17 protein-coding genes are annotated in these 17,148 nt (G+C 53.5%); 3 read left to right on the top strand and 14 right to left on the bottom strand.

What is annotated here, in order from left to right; all coding sequences use genetic code 11:
- Positions 1-14 precede the first annotated feature (14 nt).
- The 6 genes from ruvB to ACZYR9_RS04375 all read right to left on the bottom strand — a co-directional run bounded on the left by ruvB (position 15) and on the right by ACZYR9_RS04375 (position 4,746).
- Positions 15-1,019, bottom strand: coding sequence for a Holliday junction branch migration DNA helicase RuvB (gene ruvB / locus ACZYR9_RS04400; protein ID WP_488977250.1), 1,005 nt, complete (start codon positions 1,017-1,019; stop codon positions 15-17).
- Positions 1,020-1,082: 63 nt separating this feature from the next.
- A complete protein-coding gene (ruvA, locus tag ACZYR9_RS04395) occupies positions 1,083-1,721 on the bottom strand; it encodes a Holliday junction branch migration protein RuvA (protein ID WP_488977249.1) in 639 nt (212 codons plus the stop codon).
- Complete coding sequence (gene ruvC / locus ACZYR9_RS04390) at positions 1,718-2,221, bottom strand: crossover junction endodeoxyribonuclease RuvC (protein ID WP_488977248.1); 504 nt, start codon at positions 2,219-2,221, stop codon at positions 1,718-1,720. The genes ruvA and ruvC overlap by 4 nt, the downstream gene beginning before the upstream one ends.
- Before the next feature lie 178 nt (positions 2,222-2,399).
- Positions 2,400-3,065, bottom strand: coding sequence for an HNH endonuclease (locus ACZYR9_RS04385; RefSeq protein WP_488977247.1), 666 nt, complete (start codon positions 3,063-3,065; stop codon positions 2,400-2,402).
- A 136-nt stretch (positions 3,066-3,201) separates the two neighbouring features.
- Positions 3,202-3,870 (bottom strand): hypothetical protein, encoded by a 669-nt coding sequence (locus ACZYR9_RS04380; RefSeq protein ID WP_488977246.1) that lies wholly within the window; start codon positions 3,868-3,870, stop codon positions 3,202-3,204.
- A 120-nt stretch (positions 3,871-3,990) separates the two neighbouring features.
- On the bottom strand, positions 3,991-4,746 hold the full coding sequence (locus tag ACZYR9_RS04375) for a BofC C-terminal domain-containing protein (RefSeq protein WP_488977245.1): 756 nt from the start codon (positions 4,744-4,746) through the stop codon (positions 3,991-3,993).
- An 81-nt stretch (positions 4,747-4,827) separates the two neighbouring features.
- On the opposite strand from ACZYR9_RS04375, the gene lepB reads away from it, so the two are divergent.
- Positions 4,828-5,376: a signal peptidase I gene (lepB, locus tag ACZYR9_RS04370; protein ID WP_488977244.1), complete on the top strand. Its 549-nt coding sequence runs from the start codon at positions 4,828-4,830 to the stop codon at positions 5,374-5,376.
- Between the two features lie 91 nt (positions 5,377-5,467).
- Here lepB and ACZYR9_RS04365 read toward each other — a convergent pair whose 3' ends face one another.
- The 6 genes from ACZYR9_RS04365 to ACZYR9_RS04340 form a co-directional block, all read right to left on the bottom strand.
- Positions 5,468-7,309: a LysM peptidoglycan-binding domain-containing protein gene (locus tag ACZYR9_RS04365; RefSeq protein ID WP_488977243.1), complete on the bottom strand. Its 1,842-nt coding sequence runs from the start codon at positions 7,307-7,309 to the stop codon at positions 5,468-5,470.
- A 208-nt stretch (positions 7,310-7,517) separates the two neighbouring features.
- Complete coding sequence (gene ilvE, locus ACZYR9_RS04360) at positions 7,518-8,396, bottom strand: branched-chain-amino-acid transaminase (protein WP_488977242.1); 879 nt, start codon at positions 8,394-8,396, stop codon at positions 7,518-7,520.
- Between the two features lie 6 nt (positions 8,397-8,402).
- Positions 8,403-9,287 carry a prephenate dehydratase gene (gene pheA / locus ACZYR9_RS04355; RefSeq protein WP_488977241.1) on the bottom strand — a complete coding sequence of 295 codons (885 nt, stop codon included), beginning with the start codon at positions 9,285-9,287 and terminating at the stop codon, positions 8,403-8,405.
- Positions 9,284-10,264 (bottom strand): homoserine kinase, encoded by a 981-nt coding sequence (thrB, locus tag ACZYR9_RS04350; RefSeq protein WP_488977240.1) that lies wholly within the window; start codon positions 10,262-10,264, stop codon positions 9,284-9,286. Before thrB ends, pheA begins: the two co-directional genes overlap by 4 nt.
- Positions 10,265-10,388: 124 nt before the next feature.
- Positions 10,389-11,675, bottom strand: coding sequence for a homoserine dehydrogenase (locus ACZYR9_RS04345; RefSeq protein WP_488977239.1), 1,287 nt, complete (start codon positions 11,673-11,675; stop codon positions 10,389-10,391).
- Positions 11,676-11,692: 17 nt separating this feature from the next.
- Positions 11,693-12,166: an ACT domain-containing protein gene (locus ACZYR9_RS04340; protein WP_488977238.1), complete on the bottom strand. Its 474-nt coding sequence runs from the start codon at positions 12,164-12,166 to the stop codon at positions 11,693-11,695.
- A gap of 144 nt (positions 12,167-12,310) precedes the next feature.
- Between ACZYR9_RS04340 and ACZYR9_RS04335 the strand changes: the two genes are divergently transcribed.
- Positions 12,311-12,814, top strand: coding sequence for an NUDIX domain-containing protein (locus ACZYR9_RS04335; RefSeq protein ID WP_488977237.1), 504 nt, complete (start codon positions 12,311-12,313; stop codon positions 12,812-12,814).
- Positions 12,815-13,006: 192 nt separating this feature from the next.
- The gene (locus tag ACZYR9_RS04330; RefSeq protein WP_488977236.1) at positions 13,007-13,795 is read left to right on the top strand and encodes an ABC transporter ATP-binding protein; all 789 of its coding nucleotides are present in this window, start codon (positions 13,007-13,009) and stop codon (positions 13,793-13,795) included.
- 75 nt (positions 13,796-13,870) lie between these two features.
- Here the strand turns inward: ACZYR9_RS04330 and ACZYR9_RS04325 are convergent, their stop codons facing one another.
- Positions 13,871-14,926 carry an anthranilate phosphoribosyltransferase gene (locus ACZYR9_RS04325; protein ID WP_488977235.1) on the bottom strand — a complete coding sequence of 352 codons (1,056 nt, stop codon included), beginning with the start codon at positions 14,924-14,926 and terminating at the stop codon, positions 13,871-13,873.
- A gap of 68 nt (positions 14,927-14,994) precedes the next feature.
- Complete coding sequence (gene nasC / locus ACZYR9_RS04320) at positions 14,995-17,124, bottom strand: assimilatory nitrate reductase catalytic subunit NasC (protein ID WP_488977234.1); 2,130 nt, start codon at positions 17,122-17,124, stop codon at positions 14,995-14,997.
- Positions 17,125-17,148 lie beyond the last annotated feature (24 nt).

The raw sequence follows: 17,148 nt of genomic DNA, 5'->3' as shown, positions 1-17,148 counted from the left end.
CCCTCTCCAACAAGTCAGGAACGGCTGGGCATAGGCAGCCCCAAATGCTTGCATGCGCTGGCCGTTACCATACGGCCGCGCGGCGTGCGCTGCAAAAATCCGATTTGCAGCAAATACGGCTCGTACACATCTTCAATGGTTTGGCTTTCTTCACCGATCGAAGCGGCAATCGTATCCAATCCGACCGGCCCGCCCTGAAAACTGAGTATGATGGCACGCAGCATCTTATGGTCGATTTCATCCAAACCGAGAGGGTCGACCTGAATGCTCGTCAGGGCCGCCCGGGTAATGTCGAGCGTGATAATGCCGTCCCCCTTGACTTGTGCGAAATCGCGAACGCGCTTCAGCAGCCGGTTGGCAATCCGGGGCGTTCCGCGGGACCGCATGCCAATTTCGCGGGATGCTTCACCGACGATCTCCACCTGCAGAATGTCAGCGGTCCGGCTGACAATGTAAGACAGCTCATCTACGGTATAGTATTCCAATCGGCTTACGACGCCGAAGCGGTCTCTTAAAGGAGCCGACAGCAGCCCGACGCGGGTCGTGGCTCCCACCAGAGTGAACGGAGGCAAATCAAGCCTGACCGAACGGGCGCTGGGACCTTTTCCGATGATAATATCGAGCGCATAATCCTCCATTGCGGGATAGAGCACCTCTTCCACCGTCCGATGCAGCCGGTGGATCTCGTCAATAAACAGGACGTCGCCTTCCTGCAAATTCGTCAGAATGGCGGCCAAATCTCCGGGGCGCTCGATCGCGGGTCCCGATGTCGTACGCAAATTGACTCCGAGCTCATTGGCGATGATGTTCGACAACGTCGTCTTGCCAAGCCCCGGCGGGCCGTACAACAGTACATGATCCAGTGCCTCTTTACGCATTTTGGCCGCTTCTATATATACCTTTAAATTTTCCTTTGCTTGCGATTGGCCGATATATTCCGCCAAGTACCTGGGTCGGAGACTAAACTCCATCCCTTGGTCCTCCATCATCAGGTTTGCCGAAATGATCCGGTCTTCCATCCTTGCAGCTCCTCTCCACCAGCCTCAGGCTTGCCTGGCGTGCAAGCCCTCATCCGGGCTTCCTCATTTCATCAGGGATTGCTGAAACAGCGCCTGCAGGGCCAGCTTCGTTACGGCATCCGCCGTCTCGCCGCCGTTGAGCTTAGGCTTGACCGTCTGGCCGGCCCGGTCCGCTTCCGCCTCGGTATAGCCTAGAGCAAGCAGCGCCGCTTTAGCCTCCGCCCAAGCCCCGTCCCCTATCATTGCAGATACGGCAATCTCTGCGCTGTGAACGCCTAAGCTCTCATCAACCGAGGATATAGCCCCCAGCTTGTCCTTAAGATCGAGCACCATACGCTGCGCCGTTTTCTTCCCGATTCCCGGAAGCTTCGTAAGGAACGTCAGGTTTTCCTGACGAATGGCTGCGGCAATCACTTCCGGACGCCCTCCGGCGAGCACGCCGATCGCCACCTTTGGCCCGATACCGTTGACATCCAGCAGAAGCCGAAAGAGCGATTGCTCCTCCCGGGACGTAAATCCGAAAAGCAGATGGGCATCCTCTCTTACATGATAATGGATGTACATCGTAACTTCGCCGCCGTCCTTTCCAGCAGCTACGGCAAATGGATTGGCGCAAAAAACACGGTACCCCACGCCCTGCACATCCAGCACGACATAATCCGTTTCCCGATGGGCTACCGTACCTCTCAAAAAGTCAATCATCGTTTGTAAGCTCCGTTCAATTTTTGTTGTAAAGCCGAGGAATGAGCATGACAGATCGCTACCGCTAAAGCATCGGCCACGTCATCGGGCTTAGGAACAGCACTTAAATGCAGGAACATACGTACCATTTCCTGTACCTGCTTCTTCTCCGCCTTCCCGTAACCTACAATCGCCTGCTTCACTTGAAGCGGAGTGTACTCTCCAATGGGCAGGCCTTTCTGCTCCGCCGCCAGCATCAGTACGCCGCGCGCCTGACCCACGGTCAAAGCCGTCGTCACATTACGGTTGAAAAACAGCTTTTCAATCGCCACCGCATCAGGCTTATACTTTTCTATCAGCTGAACCGCAGCTTCATAGATTTGCTTCAGGCGCAGGGCGTCAGCCGTGTGGGCTTCCGTTTGGATCGAACCGTATTGGACCGGCACCAGCTTATGTCCTTGTTTATCTATAAATCCGAAACCGACAATGGCGATTCCGGGATCAATGCCTAAAATCCGCACCTTTGCGCAACTCCCTTATTGTGCTCTCTTGGCCGCTTTTCGAGAAGCGAACATATGTATTCACATGCCATTATATCAGATATTAAGAGGGATGAATACGCCGTGCGGCAAAACGTTCCGTCATCCTAGAAAGTCCCGGTGGCTCATGAAACCAGCCGATGGACGGACCAATCGAATTCTACACTTCTCTTCCTTCTAAGGAACGGCCGCCGATAAAACGGTCCGCATCCTGGTCCGCTTTGCTTTGATTGCAGGGATAACAGGAACAAACACAGTTGACCGGCGTGGTATGACCTCCCTTGGATTTCGGCACGATATGATCGATGGTGTCGCCATACCCGCCGCAGTAGCAGCAGGTATAGCCGTCCCGCTGCAGGATCATTTTACGAAAATCATCATTGCTGTACAGCCTCCGAATCATGTAAGGGTTCATGACAACCGCTGCACCCTGCTCCACAAGCAGCACCGCGAGGCTCCAATCGATATCCTGGATCCACCGCCTGCCGTTATTGCTTTTTCCTTTCATCCGAATCATGCCCTGCCGGTTCGGCCTGAGCAGTCTTGCCGCGCTTTTCTCGCTCGGAGGAGGCGGTTCAGGGAAGGAGACCGATCTAGGCTTCTCCAACATTTTCGCAGCTCCCTCATATAGCGACTCTTTCACACTCCGCGCTTCCATCTTAGGGAGATTGAGCTTTGCTCTCTTTCTCGAACATTTGCGGCAAATATTTTTACGCGCCCCGTTCCTGGACCGTTTGGAGCCTTTAGCGGGAAACTGCAGGTAATATTTGGTTTGTCCGCATCGGCTGCAAGGCTTGTACAGCAGACAATGCGCGCCAGTTTGCATTCGCTGCCCTCCTCCTCTCTGAATCGCTGTTTTTCCGAATCTTATGCTTATCCAAATGTCAATTATATCAGAATTGCTTCGGGCTTTCATCGGAAGCCCGGCACGGCAAAAAGGGGTCAGCCCGCGGCCGCCCCGGTTAAATGGTCCACTGGTCATGTACGATCCCGACCAAATACCAAACGTTTTTGCTTTTTTCAAAAACAAGACGAAGACTTCTCCAATCAAGCCCCTCAAACCGCGCGTCCAAACCTTCAAAATGAAATTCGACAAACGCGTACCCCTCCGGCGGATACACTTCCATCAGATTGGAACGCGTCGTGCCATGGCCTATTTCCCGGTTGACAGCCGTTTGGTCCGCTTTTGCAAAATCGGCGTCATACACAAATTTGGCATAGTAATCCGCGAAGGTCAGTCTAATCGGTTCGCCCGATCCGTCGTAAACGCCCCATTCATAAACTGTTCTGTCATTTACCAGCGCCTTGATGCGTTCAGGCTTAAACACAAGATCGCTCCGGGTCTCGATAAAACCATAAGGCGAGAACCGGATGCCCTTGTCCGGGAATGCCAAACCAGCCAACCGCTCCAGATCCTTTTCCTTCAGCGCCTGAACGGCTGCTCGGGCTTGTTTTTCCACATCCGTCGCTGCCGGGTCATTGTTCGGAGCATCCGTATCTTCCCTTTGAGGATTCGGCTCAGCCGCCTGCTTTTCCGGGGAAGGAGAGATACCGCCGGGTTTATCTATGGTGCAGGCCGACAAAACAAGCAGGCAAGCCGCAAGCACGCCAAACCTGATGGTTCGTTGCATTGTGCCCTCCCCTTCCCCTTCTGCTTTTCGGACAAAGCCCATCCATCCTTTCCTAATTAGACGCGAATCCCTGTGAAAAGGTTGCTTTAAGGACTTATTTTTTATATCCTTCCGCGTTCGTCAGCGGTTGGGCGAAGGCTGCAGCACGTTCTCCGTCTCTTCCATCGCGTAATCGCTCAAAGTCGACAGCACACTATTGTAATCATCCAGATCTTTCACACGGATACCGCGATAAAGCTGTTTTACCGTTTCACGGGGAAGACTGCTTTCCAAGTGCTCAATATTCAGCTGGAAAAATGTGCGGATCACACTCTCCCCGCCGGATCCGGGCACGCCCTCGAACAATGACAGGTTACCTTTCGTATCCAATCCGAAGTAGGCATTGTCTTTGCATTGCGGAGACAGGTCGTCTACCCATTCGGTGAAGTATACTTTGTTTCCCTCATCCATACTGACCTTATAGGCAGGGTGTGCCCGATAATAGTCCAAAATATCCGTTGAGCTCATCATACCGAGCCGTTGAAATTCCTCGCCGCAAACATAGGCTTTTTTCACGTAAGCTTCCCTTTGACCGTCCATTCCCGCCACCATCTGACGCACTTCATCCTCCGGCTGCTTCCGTTCCTCCATATTCCGGCTGAATACCGCTTGCTCCTGTCCATTCCAAGCTGCAGGGCCGGCCAATCGATCGCTATAAAGCCATATACCGGCGGCAAGAGCGCCTGCAATAAGCAAAAATCCCGCCAAATTCAACCAACGACGCTTGACGCGCAGCTTTTTTTTCAATTGTTTTTTTAAGTGGTTCCAGAAGCTGAGCAGATTCATTCGATCCCCTTCTGTCATAAATTGCTGGATTGTTTTTACTATTTTTCCCATAAAGATCGACTCTTATACTTTTTGGATGTATACTTAGAACAAATCAAGCAACTGATGAACTGAAAGGAAGGATCCGTTACGATGTACCCGATCATCAAAGAAATTTGGTCCTGGACTCGCTCTCTTGTCGCCGCATTCGTGCTGACACTTCTGATCGGTATGTTTGTATTTCAACCGACAAAGGTGCTGGGCCATTCGATGGATCCCACCCTGCATAATGAGCAGCGCATTTATGTGTCCAAGCTGTCGCACACGTTCGGTTACCAGCCCGATTACGGCGACATTGTTATCATAGATAGCCGCGTCGACCGCGAGCGCTCCTTTAAGGACGATGTGCTGGAGCATCCGCTGCTTCGTTTGATTCGCGGAGATAACGATCCGAACATGTATGTAAAGCGCGTAATCGGCAAGCCCGGCGATGTGCTGGAGCTTAAAAACAGCAAGCTGTACCGAAACGGCGAGCCGGTGGATGAGCCCTATTTGAACGAAACCATGCAGCCTGCCGCCGCGCAGAAGTGGACTGTGCCGGAAGGAACGATTTTCGTGATGGGAGACAACCGCAATCATAGCAAGGACAGCCGAGAAATCGGCTTTATTCCGTTCAGTCATATTTTGGGCATTAAAATCTGAAACCATGCCAACGGTTGAAGCCGTTTCAGATCATTATAGCGGGCTCCGCAAAAAACAGCCGGAAGCACATCTGCTTCCGGCTGTTGCCATTTTAATGATTCATCCAAGGAGACGCTTTTCTTACTTTTTCCGTTTTTTGCGTTCTCTGCGCGTGACGTTTTAACAGACTGCTGATCGTAGCGCGCGCCGATTTCTTTTTCTTGGAGGCTGCGGACCTTTTAGGAGCCGGTTGGGGCTCGGTTTGCGCAACCTCCGCCTTCTCTTCCCGGGATTTTCCCTTGCCGCCTTTAGACTGATCCAAATCATGAGGACCGTGATCTACCGGTGCTGCCCATGGATAGGGTACACTGAACGGGGCCCCCGGTCCAGTCATTCCCGCGTACGGCGAAATTCCCGGATAAGCGTTAACTGCCGCCATCGCCTCATATGAAGGATACCCTCCGGCGGCGTAAGGCATCATTGGCGTGCCATGAGGATGGAACGGATACGGCATGAACGTCTCCTCCGGAGCGGGAACACCTGGATAACCAGCCGCCATCGGCAGTGCATAAGGAAGATTAAGCTGACCGCAGCCGCAGCCTCCTCCCATATGAGATAGTTCCATTTCAGGAAGCGGAGGATAAGCCGCATGGGGAGCAAAATACGGCATCTCTGCACTTGTTGGCAGGTTTGGAAGCATAGGAATCGCGTCGGTCGCCGCCATGGTCTGCATGGACGGCATCGACAGGTGCTCCGGCTGTTTCCATTCGTTTTCTTTTTCCTTCCCTTTGGACAGCTCCATATCGTAGGCCATAACTTCGGTTGCCGGAACGTTATACTGCTGGAATAATTCCTCGGAAGGCGGCACATTCACTCCTTCCATCGGATGAACGCCCGTTTGCCAATTCGGATGCGGCGTCATGTAATAGGGAAGGACGGCCTCATGCATTCCGAACGGCTCATTGCTCTCCATAGCCGTCTGTGCGGGCATCGTATTGGGCAAATGCGGAACTCCGAAGGATGGAGAAGCATAGGGAATTTCCACGGCTGGCGCTTGCTGTATGCCCATGTAAGGCATTGGCGGGATGGTCTGGAATGGAGAAATATTAGGCTGTTCTTTACCTGGCGCCTGCATCATCCCTATGTTAGGCATTTGCGGAATCGCATGGATTTGCGGAATATTCGGCTGCTCTAGAGCCTGCATCTGCGGGAATGCCTGCATTTGAGGCACATATGGATTTTCCTTGGCCGGCGCCTCCTGCATCATGATATTCGGCTGCTCAGGCAGCGCTTGAGCCTGCGGCACATTCGGCTTTTCCTTGGCCGGCGCCTCCTGCATCATGATATTCGGCTGCTCAGGCAGCGCTTGGGCCTGCGGCACATTCGGCTTTTCCTTGGCCGGCGCCTCCTGCATCATGATGTTCGGCTGCTCAGGCAGCGCTTGAGCCTGCGGCACATTCGGATTTTCCTTGGCCGGCACCTCCTGCATCATGATGTTCGGCTGCTCTACCGCCTGCTCGGAGACCGGCGGCGCTTCCATCGGAAGCGGAGCTTCAGGAACAATTTGGGACGTGTCCGCTTTCACATTGGCCCCCCCAACTGGCTTCTTGGACGGCTCCGTATTCAGCTTCGGGATATAAATAACCTCCCCGGTCATCAAAACATTCGGATTTTTGAGCTGCGGGTTGGCCGCGATCATATCGGCCAGAGGTACACCCCACGCCTTCCCCAGTTTCCAGAGCGAATCCCCTTGCACCACGACGTGTTTATACAAATAATCCGTCGGCGGCATCACCGGCTTTGGCGAGTGAGGGATTTTCACCTTCATGCCAATGTCAAGCACGTTCGGGTCAGAGATTTGCGGGTTGGCCGCAATCAGCTTGTCGAGCTCGATGTGGTACTTTTGGGCGAGCTCATAGAGGGTGTCTCCTTTTTTTACGATATGAATCTTCACTGCATTAACCTCCTTTACTTTTTGCGGAAGTATGATCATTCGGGTAACGTCCGCTGTATTCCGCCGTAAGCAAACGATGCGGAACAAAATGACATTACAGTTTATGCAGCAAAGTGGGCATTTGACCATCGAAATAGGGAAAAATTCACACTTCTTTCCATAAAACAAAAAGAACCCGTCCTTAGACGGGCCCCCTCGGTACTATTGATTATTCATATACCTTCAAGCCGTCGATCTCGACCAGCTTGCGGAATTCCTTCAGCAGATGCGTAGTGATTGGACCGGCTTTGCCTTGACCGATGATGCGGGCATCGACTTCGCGCACCGCGATGACCTCAGCCGCCGTACCGGTGAAGAATACCTCATCCGCCACATAAACGTCATGCAGCGTGAACGGCTCTTCCTTTACCGTATAACCCAGCTTGCCGCAAATCTCGATAATGGCCGCACGCGTGATCCCTTCCAGCGCACCGCAGTAGCATGGCGGGGTAAATACGACGCCGCGCTTCACAATGAAAATATTATCCGATGACCCTTCTGCCACATATCCTTGGGAGTTAAGCATAATCGCTTCGCCTACACCGGCCAGGTTGGCCTGAATTTTAACCAAAATATTATTCAGGTAGTTCAGCGATTTGATCTTCGGGTTGAGTGCATCCGGAACATTGCGCCGGGTGGAGACGGATACTGTTTTAAGACCGTTGACATATGCTTCTTCGGGATAAATCGACAGCTGCTCCACGATGATGATCACATTCGCTTTTGGCGAACGCCTCGGGTCAAGCCCCAGATCCCCAGGCCCCCGGGAAACCACCAGACGGATATAACCGTCGCGAAGCTCGTTGCGGCGAATCGTTTCTGCCAGGACGGCCTGCATCTCATCTTGCTTCAAAGGAATGTCCAGCATAATCGATTTTGCCGAATCATACAGACGGTCCAAATGCTCCTTGCATTTGAAAATGTTGCCGTTGTAAATCCGAATCCCTTCAAAAATGCCGTCGCCATACAGAAAACCATGATCGTAAACCGATACCTTCGCGTCTTCTTTGCTTACGTATTCCCCGTTTAAGTAGATGACTTGTGCCACGCCTGATTACACCTCCGAAGTTTCGGGCTCATAGGAGTAGGTCGGGTAACAACCCAAAATGCGGACCTGACAGCCTATCGCTTCAATTTCTTGGAGCGCTGCCGGGAGCAAGACGGAATCCATGGAAGCCTCGATGTCTATATAGAAAAAATAATTGCCCAGCTTTTTCTTGGTCGGACGCGATTCGATTTTGGATAAGTTGATCCGTCTCCAAGCAAACGCCGACAGCACCTGATGCAGCGCGCCCGGATAATCTTCGGGGAGCGTGACGAGGATCGTCGTTTTGCAGCCGTCCGTTTCCTTCAAAACCGGCTTCTCACGGCCAATCAATACGAAGCGGGTAAAGTTATTCTGATGGTCCTGTACACCCGCGGCAAGCGACTGCAAACGATAGAGCTCTCCCGCGGCTTGAGGCGCAAGCGCCGCTGCAGCCGGGTCGTTCATTTCCCTCACCAGTCTGGCGGCTTCGCCATTGCTGCCGACCTGCTCCAGCTCCACATGAGGCAAATGCTCACGCAAAAACTTTTGACATTGGGCCAGGGTCACGCCGTGCGAATAAATTTTGCGGATACGGCTGCAGGCTATTTCCAATGCTTCAGGCTCCTTCTCCTCAACAGGAAGACGGAGCAGATTAATGGAAATCGGATAAACCCATTCCGCTTGGATCGGCAGGTCCACATCATGGACCAGCCAATCCACATGCAGGCTGACCGAGCCTTCAAAGGTGTTCTCGATGGGAATGACGCTGAAATCGGTTGCCCCCTCCAGCGTCGCACGGAACACATCGGCGATCAGCTTGCAGTTTACATATTCAAACTTGTCCTTGCCAAGAAAATAGTAAGCGGATTCCTCGGTAAAGGTTCCTGGACCCAGGAGCGATACTCGCTTCATGCGCGAACCTCTCCTTTTATCTTTTCCAGTAATGTACACCTTTCATCCCCAGGTGTCAACGATTGAACTTGTACGCCGTGCTTGTCCGGGTTCAGCCACATGGTTGTGGCTTCGATGCCCTCCTGCTTCAGCGTATCCACCATAAATCGTTCCAGCTCCGCTTTGCGTGAGCTTTTGCGGTCAACGAGCGCAAGGATCGTCGGACCCGCTCCGCTAAGAGCCACGCCCAAGGCGCCGCGATCGGTCGCTTCGGCGAGAATTTGACCCAGTCCGGGCACGAGGGAGGCCCGGTAAGGCTGATGCAGCGCGTCCTTCATGGCGGGCGCGATCATCTCAAGCCGACCGGTGCACAGGGCGGCGACAAGCAGCGACGAATGACCGACGTTAAAAACGGCATTCTCTAGGCTCTGCTCGCGCGGTAGTACGCCTCGCGCCTTCTCCGTCGACAGCTGGAAGTGCGGGATAGCTACCAGCACCTCCAACTGCTCGTGAGGCTCCACGCGGATATACTCCGCCCGCGTGCCGTCCCAGAAGGCGACGACAAGTCCGCCGAACAGCGACGCACCTACGTTGTCAGGGTGCTTCTCCAGCCCCGTCGCCATTTGGAACAGCTCGTCATCGGACAGCGGACTGCCGATGAGCGCATTGGCCGCGGCCAGCGCCCCTACAATGGCCGACGCACTGCTGCCAAGGCCGCGTGTCAACGGAATTTCGCTGTACATGCCGATATACAGCTCCGGGTGGCTTACTCCGGCCCGCTCGAACACCATCTGGGCCACCTCATAGATCAGGTTGCTCTTATCGGTCGGCACACCCTTGACTTGATCACCGAAGAGCTCAATGACCGTTTGTTCGGCAAAGCCCATCTCGATCCATGCATACAAATCCAGCGCCATCCCCAGCGTGTCGAAGCCGGGTCCCAGATTCGCGGTGCTGGCCGGTACCTTTACGCGTACTTTCCTGCTGCTGTTCACCATATCTTTATCGCTCCTACCCTTTCAGCTTCCGAATCGCTTCCATCACGCCGTTTCTTCGGAAGCCTTCCCTGATCGTCGGCTCTGCGCTTTATACCTTCGCAGCTCCGGCCGATCTTACATATAATTAGCCTTCAACCCGGTATACGCTCTTGATCGCTTGAACGACGTCCATCGACTCAAAGCTCTTCAGCACCTTATTCATAGCGGCTTTGTTAGCATCGTGCGTAATGATAATAATTTCAGCCAGCGGATTCGTGCTGTTCGGATGCTGCAGCACCGACTCCAGGCTGACTTCGTATTCGGCAAACACCTGAGTAATTTGAGCCAATACGCCCGCCTTATCCTCTACATGGAGCAGGATAAAGTTTTTCGAAACGATCTGCTCGTCGGTTTTGAGCTTTTTTTCCTTGTAAGGAACAAATCCGCGGCGGCCGTTGATTCCGAGATTCAAATTCCGGACTACCGCCACAAGGTCGGCTACCACCGAGGTCGCCGTCGGCATTTCGCCTGCGCCCGGTCCGTAGAACATCGTTTCGCCCACGGCTTCTCCGTATACGTAAACGGCGTTAAATACGCCGTTTACCGACGCAAGCGGATGCGTATGCTTAACCATGGTCGGCTGCACGCTGATGCTGATATGGTCATCCTGACGCTCCGCAATGCCAAGCAGCTTCACTTCATAGCCGAGACGCTTGCCATAGGCGATATCTTCCTTGCTTACCTTCGAAATGCCTTTCACTTCAACATCGGCAAGCGCGACGTTCGACCGGAAGCCGAGCGTGCTGAGGATGGTCATTTTCCTTGCGGCATCAAAGCCTTCAACGTCGGAGGTCGGGTCAGCCTCGGCATATCCGAGCTGCTGCGCCTCCTTCAGCACATCCGCATAGGCTGCGCCTTCCTGGCTCATTTTCGTCAAAATATAGTTGGTCGTGCCGTTGACAATACCCATGATTTTCGTGATCCGGTCGGATGTGAAGCCCTCAACCAGCGTCCGGATGATCGGAATACCTCCGGCTACGCTAGCCTCGTAAAACACGTCACAACCTTTTTCCGCCGCCTTTGCCAAAATTTCCGGCCCGTGCAGCGCCATCAGATCCTTATTGGCGGTCACGATATGCTTGCCGTGGTCCAATGCGCTCAAAATGAGCTTCTTCGAAAGCTCAATGCCGCCCATCACTTCAACAACGACGTCGATATCCGGGTTTTCGATCACATCCCACGGATTTTCCGTCAGCGCATCCGCAGACACGCTGATATTACGGGCCTTGCTTTTATCCTGTACCAAAATTTTGGTGATTTCAATCGGAGACCCCGACTGGCTTAGCAGATCGTGCTGGTGGTTTTCTACGATGCGGACGACCCCGGTCCCTACGGTACCGAGACCAAGCAATCCTACTTTGATCGGTTTCATACGGTTCCTCCTTATCATTAGCCCTGCCCGACAACCGCGGCGCGGCTGACGCCGTCTTGGCTCCGCAGCTTGTCAAGCAGAAAAGCGACATTCTCGCCCATCATCGACGTTTCCACGGAAATGACCACATTGGCCACCCCTTGCAGCGGAATTGTCTGGTGAATCGTCAGCACATTGCCTTCGAGTCCCGCAATCATAGCAAGGACCCGGGACAAGATGCCCGAACGGTGCTCCAAATCCATGGAGATCGTAACGATCCGCTCACGGTCGAGCTTGCTTAACGGGTGAATGCCATCCTTATATTTATAAAAGGCGCTTCGGCTCAGCTCAACTTGCTCCACCGCTTCGTGAACGGTCTTCACTTCTCCGCGGGCCAAAAGCTCCTTGGCTTGCACCGTCTTGACCAGCGCCTCCGGCAAAATATCCTCGCGCACCAAGAAATAACGCTCGACGCCTTTCGGCTTTTCCTCTGCGGCATGTTTGTCCGGCACGGTAACAGTCCTCTCTATAAAGACGGTTGTTTTTACCTAGAGGACATTATAACGCAAAATACCGCATTCGGGCAATAGGCTTTCCCACGTAAAATATGATAAATTGGTAAAGAAGCATTTATACGCCCAAAGGAGAGGACCGGATTGATTCGAGCACGCATGATCGCCACTGCGCTTCTTTTTCACGAGAACGATTTGCTGATGATGAAAAGATCCCCGACACGCACCCTTTCACCAGGTTTATGGGCCGCAGTCGGGGGACATTTAGAGCCGGAGGAAATCAACGATCCTCAAACCGCCGTTCTCAGAGAAATTCACGAGGAAACGGGATTGCTTCCCGAAGAAATAACCGACCTCAAGCTGCAGTACATCCTGATCCGGCTCAACCAAAAGGAGGTACGGCAGCAGTTCATTTATACTGCCGGAGCGCTGCGGCGAGACGTGACGTTGACGGACGAGGGCGAGCTCCACTGGATCCCCCGCGAGCAGGTGCTTAACCGTGAAATCCCTTTTATTTTTCATCGTTTGCTGGAGCATTATTTTGCATATGGTCCGAGCCGTCACGTATGGGTCGGAACGGCCGGCTATGACGGGGACGGACAGCCTACGGTCCATTGGACCGAGCTGGCGGACCCGCAGCAGATGTAAGCAGGGGCACCACCCTATGCGGGAGGTTAGGATAGCATGGTTATCGCAGAAGCAACCGTTATGTACCGTTGGAACTGCAGCAGCCCGTCATCGAAGGGGATATGGACGAGCTACGGGTGCTCCGGCTGATACATGAGGAAACGTTCCAAGCAAGTCAAAGGGAGAGAAACAGACAGGAGAGAGGAGTAAAACATGTTGAGCGCGTCTTACACGATTGAAGTCAAGGATCTCAGTTACCGCAGGGACGGCAAAACCTTGCTGAGCGGCATAGATTGGAGGGTGCACAAAGGAGAGCATTGGGCCCTGCTCGGTCTTAACGGATCCGGCAAAACCACTCTGCTGAATATGATTACGGGCTATCTGTGGCCCACGACAGGTGTGATCAGCGTTCTTGGGGAAACCTACGGTTCCGTCGATCTGCGGGAAATGCGCAAATCGATCGGCTGGGTCAGCTCCTCGCTTCAGGAAAAGCTATATGCCAGCGATAAAGCGCAGGTCGTAGTCCTTAGCGGCAAATTCGCCACCATCGGTTTATACGATAAACCGGAAGAGAAGGACTATGAACAAGCCTTGGAGCTGATGAAACGGCTGGGCTGCTCCCATCTGTGGGACCGGACCTACCAAACCTGCTCCCAGGGAGAAAAGCAAAAGCTGCTGATCGCCCGTGCACTGATGGCGAGACCACGGCTGCTTATTCTCGATGAACCCTGCAACGGTCTCGATCTCTTTGCGCGGGAGCAGCTATTGTCGGGCATTGCGGGGCTCGCGGAGCAGCCCGATGCTCCTACCATGCTCTACGTCACGCATCATACGGAGGAAATTTTGCCCGTCTTCACCCATGCCCTGCTGCTGCGCCGCGGCGAGATGTTCGCATCCGGCGAAACCGGTAAGCTGATGACCGATAATACCTTATCCGACTTCTACGAGCTGCCGGTGGAGGTGCGTTCACGAAACGGCCGGGCCTGGCTTTCCGTCGTGTAAGCATCCGTCTTTCAACGAAAAGGCCGGGCCTGGTGCCCGGCAACTCAAGCTTTCTTGCATTCGAACTGAACCTCTTCATCCATTTGCCTGGAGCCGTCCCTCAACCGCGCTTCGATTGCTTAGATCGCGCCATTTATTCAGCAGCTTATACGCTTCCTTGCGCTGCAGCAATGATCTGGCGAGCTGAAAGCCTTCCTCATACGATCCCACCTTATCGAACCAATACAAACGAAGACCGGCATTAAAGATGACATGGTCACGCTCATTGGCGATATCCGGAGAATCATCCCCTTGAATGATTCGCGTCAACAGCTGAAGCTGCCGTTCTTTGCTGCATTTTTCAAGCGGAACCCCATGAAATCCGAAAGTGGCCGGATCGATCGTGCTCGATTCATCCCCCCACGGCGTTACTTTGCGGATGAAGCTGTTTTTGTATGTGGGCAAATCCTCAGAACCTTCCATACCTTGCACAATGTAGGCGGTCTCGAAACCCGATTTCGGCAGCAGATGGATCAGATGCTCCAGTGCCGTCTTATGATTAACCCCGATGATGATATTCAGGGAATGCACCGGATTAATGACTTTTTCCACCGTATTCAAGAAGGTTCTAAGCCCCATCTCCTCCCTCACGTGCCTTACGCGGCCAAACGGCGGACAGATCAAGTCGGTCCATATAAATCCGATATTGATGCTCAGAAAGATCATTTCCCACTCTTTGGCCTGAAGATCGACTTGAATCCCCATGCCTTCAAGAAGCTCTTTGAGCGACTGTCCCAGCTTTGGCGGAAGTGATTCGCTGCCGTGCAGCACTTGAGGAAATCCGACGGAGGCCAGCAGCAGACTGACAGGGATCGTCACAGGGAAATATACCCTTCCATCGTAAGGTCCGGCACAATTTAATGAATGTGAAAAGGATCGGTAGGGCAGCGAATATTTGCGAAAGACATCGATGAAGCCCATCATTTCCTCATCCGCTTCACCCTTCATCCGCATGGCCATCAGGAAGGCAGCCGTTTGTGCATCCGTAGACTCGCCTCGGGCGATGGCATGTGCGGCGGCTACCGCCTCGTCATAGGTCAAATGCCTTGATCCCAATTTTCCGGTGCCTACCGTTTTAATCCATTGCTTCATGATGGTTTCTCCTCCCCGGCAAAGTCTAAACAAAAACGGAAAAAGAGCGCGTGGATACGCGCTTAAAATCAGCCCGGCACAATGTTCACTGCACATACTTTGAACTCCGGCATACGGCAAGTCGGATCAAGCGCCGGATTGGTAAGACGGTTGATGCTCAGGTCATCGCCCCAATGAAAAGCGACAAACACGGTGTCCTGACGGATTTTGGCCGAATATTTCACTTTCAGCCGGATCGCCCCCCGCTTCGAGGCTACCTTGGCATGTCCTCCATTGATCAGTCCGATCTCTCCCGCCGTTTGAGGATGAATCTCCAGAAGCGGCTCGGGATACATGGAGTTCAGCTCCGATGTATTGCGGGTCTGTACACCGGATAAATAGTGCTGAAGCACGCGCCCCGTCGTAAGCAGAAACGGATATTTCCTGCTGGCCACTTCCTTTGGGTTCTGATGCTCGATAGGTGCGAGCCTCGCCCGGCCGTCTTCATGGGCGAAGCGCCGTTCAAACATCCTCGGCATCCCCGGATGCGCCTCCTCCGGACACGGCCAGAACATCCCCCGCTCCTTCTCGATCCGATCGTAGGTCATCCCGTAATAATCCGCTTTGCCCCCTTTGGAGGCCAATCTCAGCTCGTTAAAAATATCCTCGGCGCTTGTATATCGGAAATATTGTCCTTTACCGAGAACTTCGGCGATGTCACAAAGAATTTTCCAATCCAACCGCGCTTTACCGGGCAGCGGCTTGATCGCCCTGCGAACCATGACCCTGCCTTCCAGCTGTGTAATAGTGCCTTCATCCTCCAAGTAGGAGGAACCAGGCAGCAGCATATGCGCAAATCGTGCCGTTTCCGATTCGAACAGATCGATGACGAGCAGAAATCGGAGCTTTTTCAGCGCACGTTCGACCAGATTACTGTTCGGATTCGATACGATCGGATTGGAGGCCATAACAATCAAGCCCTTGATCTCCCCCCGGTCAATCGCCTCCATCATTTCATAGGCGGATAGCCCTTGACGGGGCAGTTCTTCTTCCGGCACTCCCCAAACCTTGGCAATGTAGGACCTGTGCACGGGATTTTCGATCAACCGGTAGCCTGGCAGCTGATCCGCCTTCTGACCATGCTCACGGCCTCCTTGACCGTTGGCTTGGCCGGTAATCGCTCCATACCCGCAGCCGGGCTTTCCGATTTTTCCCGTCAGCAGCACCAGATTGAGGAAGTTCCTGACGTTGGCGACTCCGCTGGCATGCTGTTCCACGCCCCGCGCTGTGAAAACCATCCCCGTCTCCGCCTGCCCGTACATCCGTGCCGCTTCGATAATCAATTGAGGAGCAACCCCGGTAAGCGCGGCAACCTCGGCCAAGGATACCTGCTTCAAATGCTCCGCGAGCTCTGCAAACCCGTTCGTTCGCTCCTCCACAAAAGCATGATCGACATACCCTTCCTCTACAATGACCTTGAGCAGCCCGTTCACAAGGGCCGCATCATAGCCTGGTTTAACCTTGAGATGAAGATCCGCAAGGGAGCATGTTGCCGTTTCCCGCGGATCGATGACGATGATTTTGCAGCCCTCCTGCCTTGCCTTGCGAAAATGCTGCATGATGGTCGGTTGACATTCGGCAATGTTCGTGCCTGCCAAAATAATGCATTTGGCCAGCGGCACCTCGGACAACGGATTCGTAAGTCCGCGGTCGATGCCGAAGGTGAGATTCGACGCCCCGGCCGCCGCCGACATGCAGAAGCGGCCGTTGTAATCGATATACTTGGTCTGCAGTGCGACCCGCGCAAATTTCCCCAGCAAATAGCTTTCTTCATTGGATAAAGAGCCGCCGCCATACACTCCTATCGCATCATTGCCGTACCGCTGTCTTATGCCTTCAATTTCCTCTTTAATCCTGGCTAGCGCCTGATCCCACGTTACAGGACTCAGCGTTCCTCCCATCCGGATCATCGGGTAGCGAAGCCTCCGGTCGTGAGTGGCATGAACATGCGCATTCAGCCCTTTGACGCATAGCCTGCCATCCGTTACCGGATCCTCCTTGTTCGGGGTAACGGAATAGCGGCTTACCATGATCGACTTTTCCTCATGCAGATTCATCGTGCATTGCACGCTGCAGTAGGGGCACTCGGTTTTGATCGTTTTTTCTCTGGATGCCAAAGCAGCCTGCTGCTTTTGAAAATGCTTCAGAAATTCGCTCATCGTTTATTCACACACCTTATCGTT

This window comes from Paenibacillus sp. F024 (genome assembly GCF_057814255.1).
This window is presented reverse-complemented; position numbering and strand designations above follow the sequence as displayed.

Excerpts from the sequence above, each read along its gene's own strand:
- nasC (WP_488977234.1), bottom strand. The coding sequence starts at position 17,124 with ATGAGCGAATTTCTGAAGCATTTTCAAAAGCAGCAGGCTGCTTTGGCA.
- ruvA (WP_488977249.1), bottom strand. The coding sequence starts at position 1,721 with ATGATTGACTTTTTGAGAGGTACGGTAGCCCATCGGGAAACGGATTAT.
- lepB (WP_488977244.1), top strand. The coding sequence starts at position 4,828 with ATGTACCCGATCATCAAAGAAATTTGGTCCTGGACTCGCTCTCTTGTC.
- thrB (WP_488977240.1), bottom strand. The coding sequence starts at position 10,264 with ATGGTGAACAGCAGCAGGAAAGTACGCGTAAAGGTACCGGCCAGCACC.
- pheA (WP_488977241.1), bottom strand. The coding sequence starts at position 9,287 with ATGAAGCGAGTATCGCTCCTGGGTCCAGGAACCTTTACCGAGGAATCC.
- ACZYR9_RS04330 (WP_488977236.1), top strand. The coding sequence starts at position 13,007 with ATGTTGAGCGCGTCTTACACGATTGAAGTCAAGGATCTCAGTTACCGC.
- ruvB (WP_488977250.1), bottom strand. The coding sequence starts at position 1,019 with ATGGAAGACCGGATCATTTCGGCAAACCTGATGATGGAGGACCAAGGG.
- ACZYR9_RS04385 (WP_488977247.1), bottom strand. The coding sequence starts at position 3,065 with ATGCAAACTGGCGCGCATTGTCTGCTGTACAAGCCTTGCAGCCGATGC.
- ACZYR9_RS04375 (WP_488977245.1), bottom strand. The coding sequence starts at position 4,746 with ATGGGAAAAATAGTAAAAACAATCCAGCAATTTATGACAGAAGGGGAT.
- ACZYR9_RS04380 (WP_488977246.1), bottom strand. The coding sequence starts at position 3,870 with ATGCAACGAACCATCAGGTTTGGCGTGCTTGCGGCTTGCCTGCTTGTT.
- ACZYR9_RS04325 (WP_488977235.1), bottom strand. The coding sequence starts at position 14,926 with ATGAAGCAATGGATTAAAACGGTAGGCACCGGAAAATTGGGATCAAGG.
- ACZYR9_RS04345 (WP_488977239.1), bottom strand. The coding sequence starts at position 11,675 with ATGAAACCGATCAAAGTAGGATTGCTTGGTCTCGGTACCGTAGGGACC.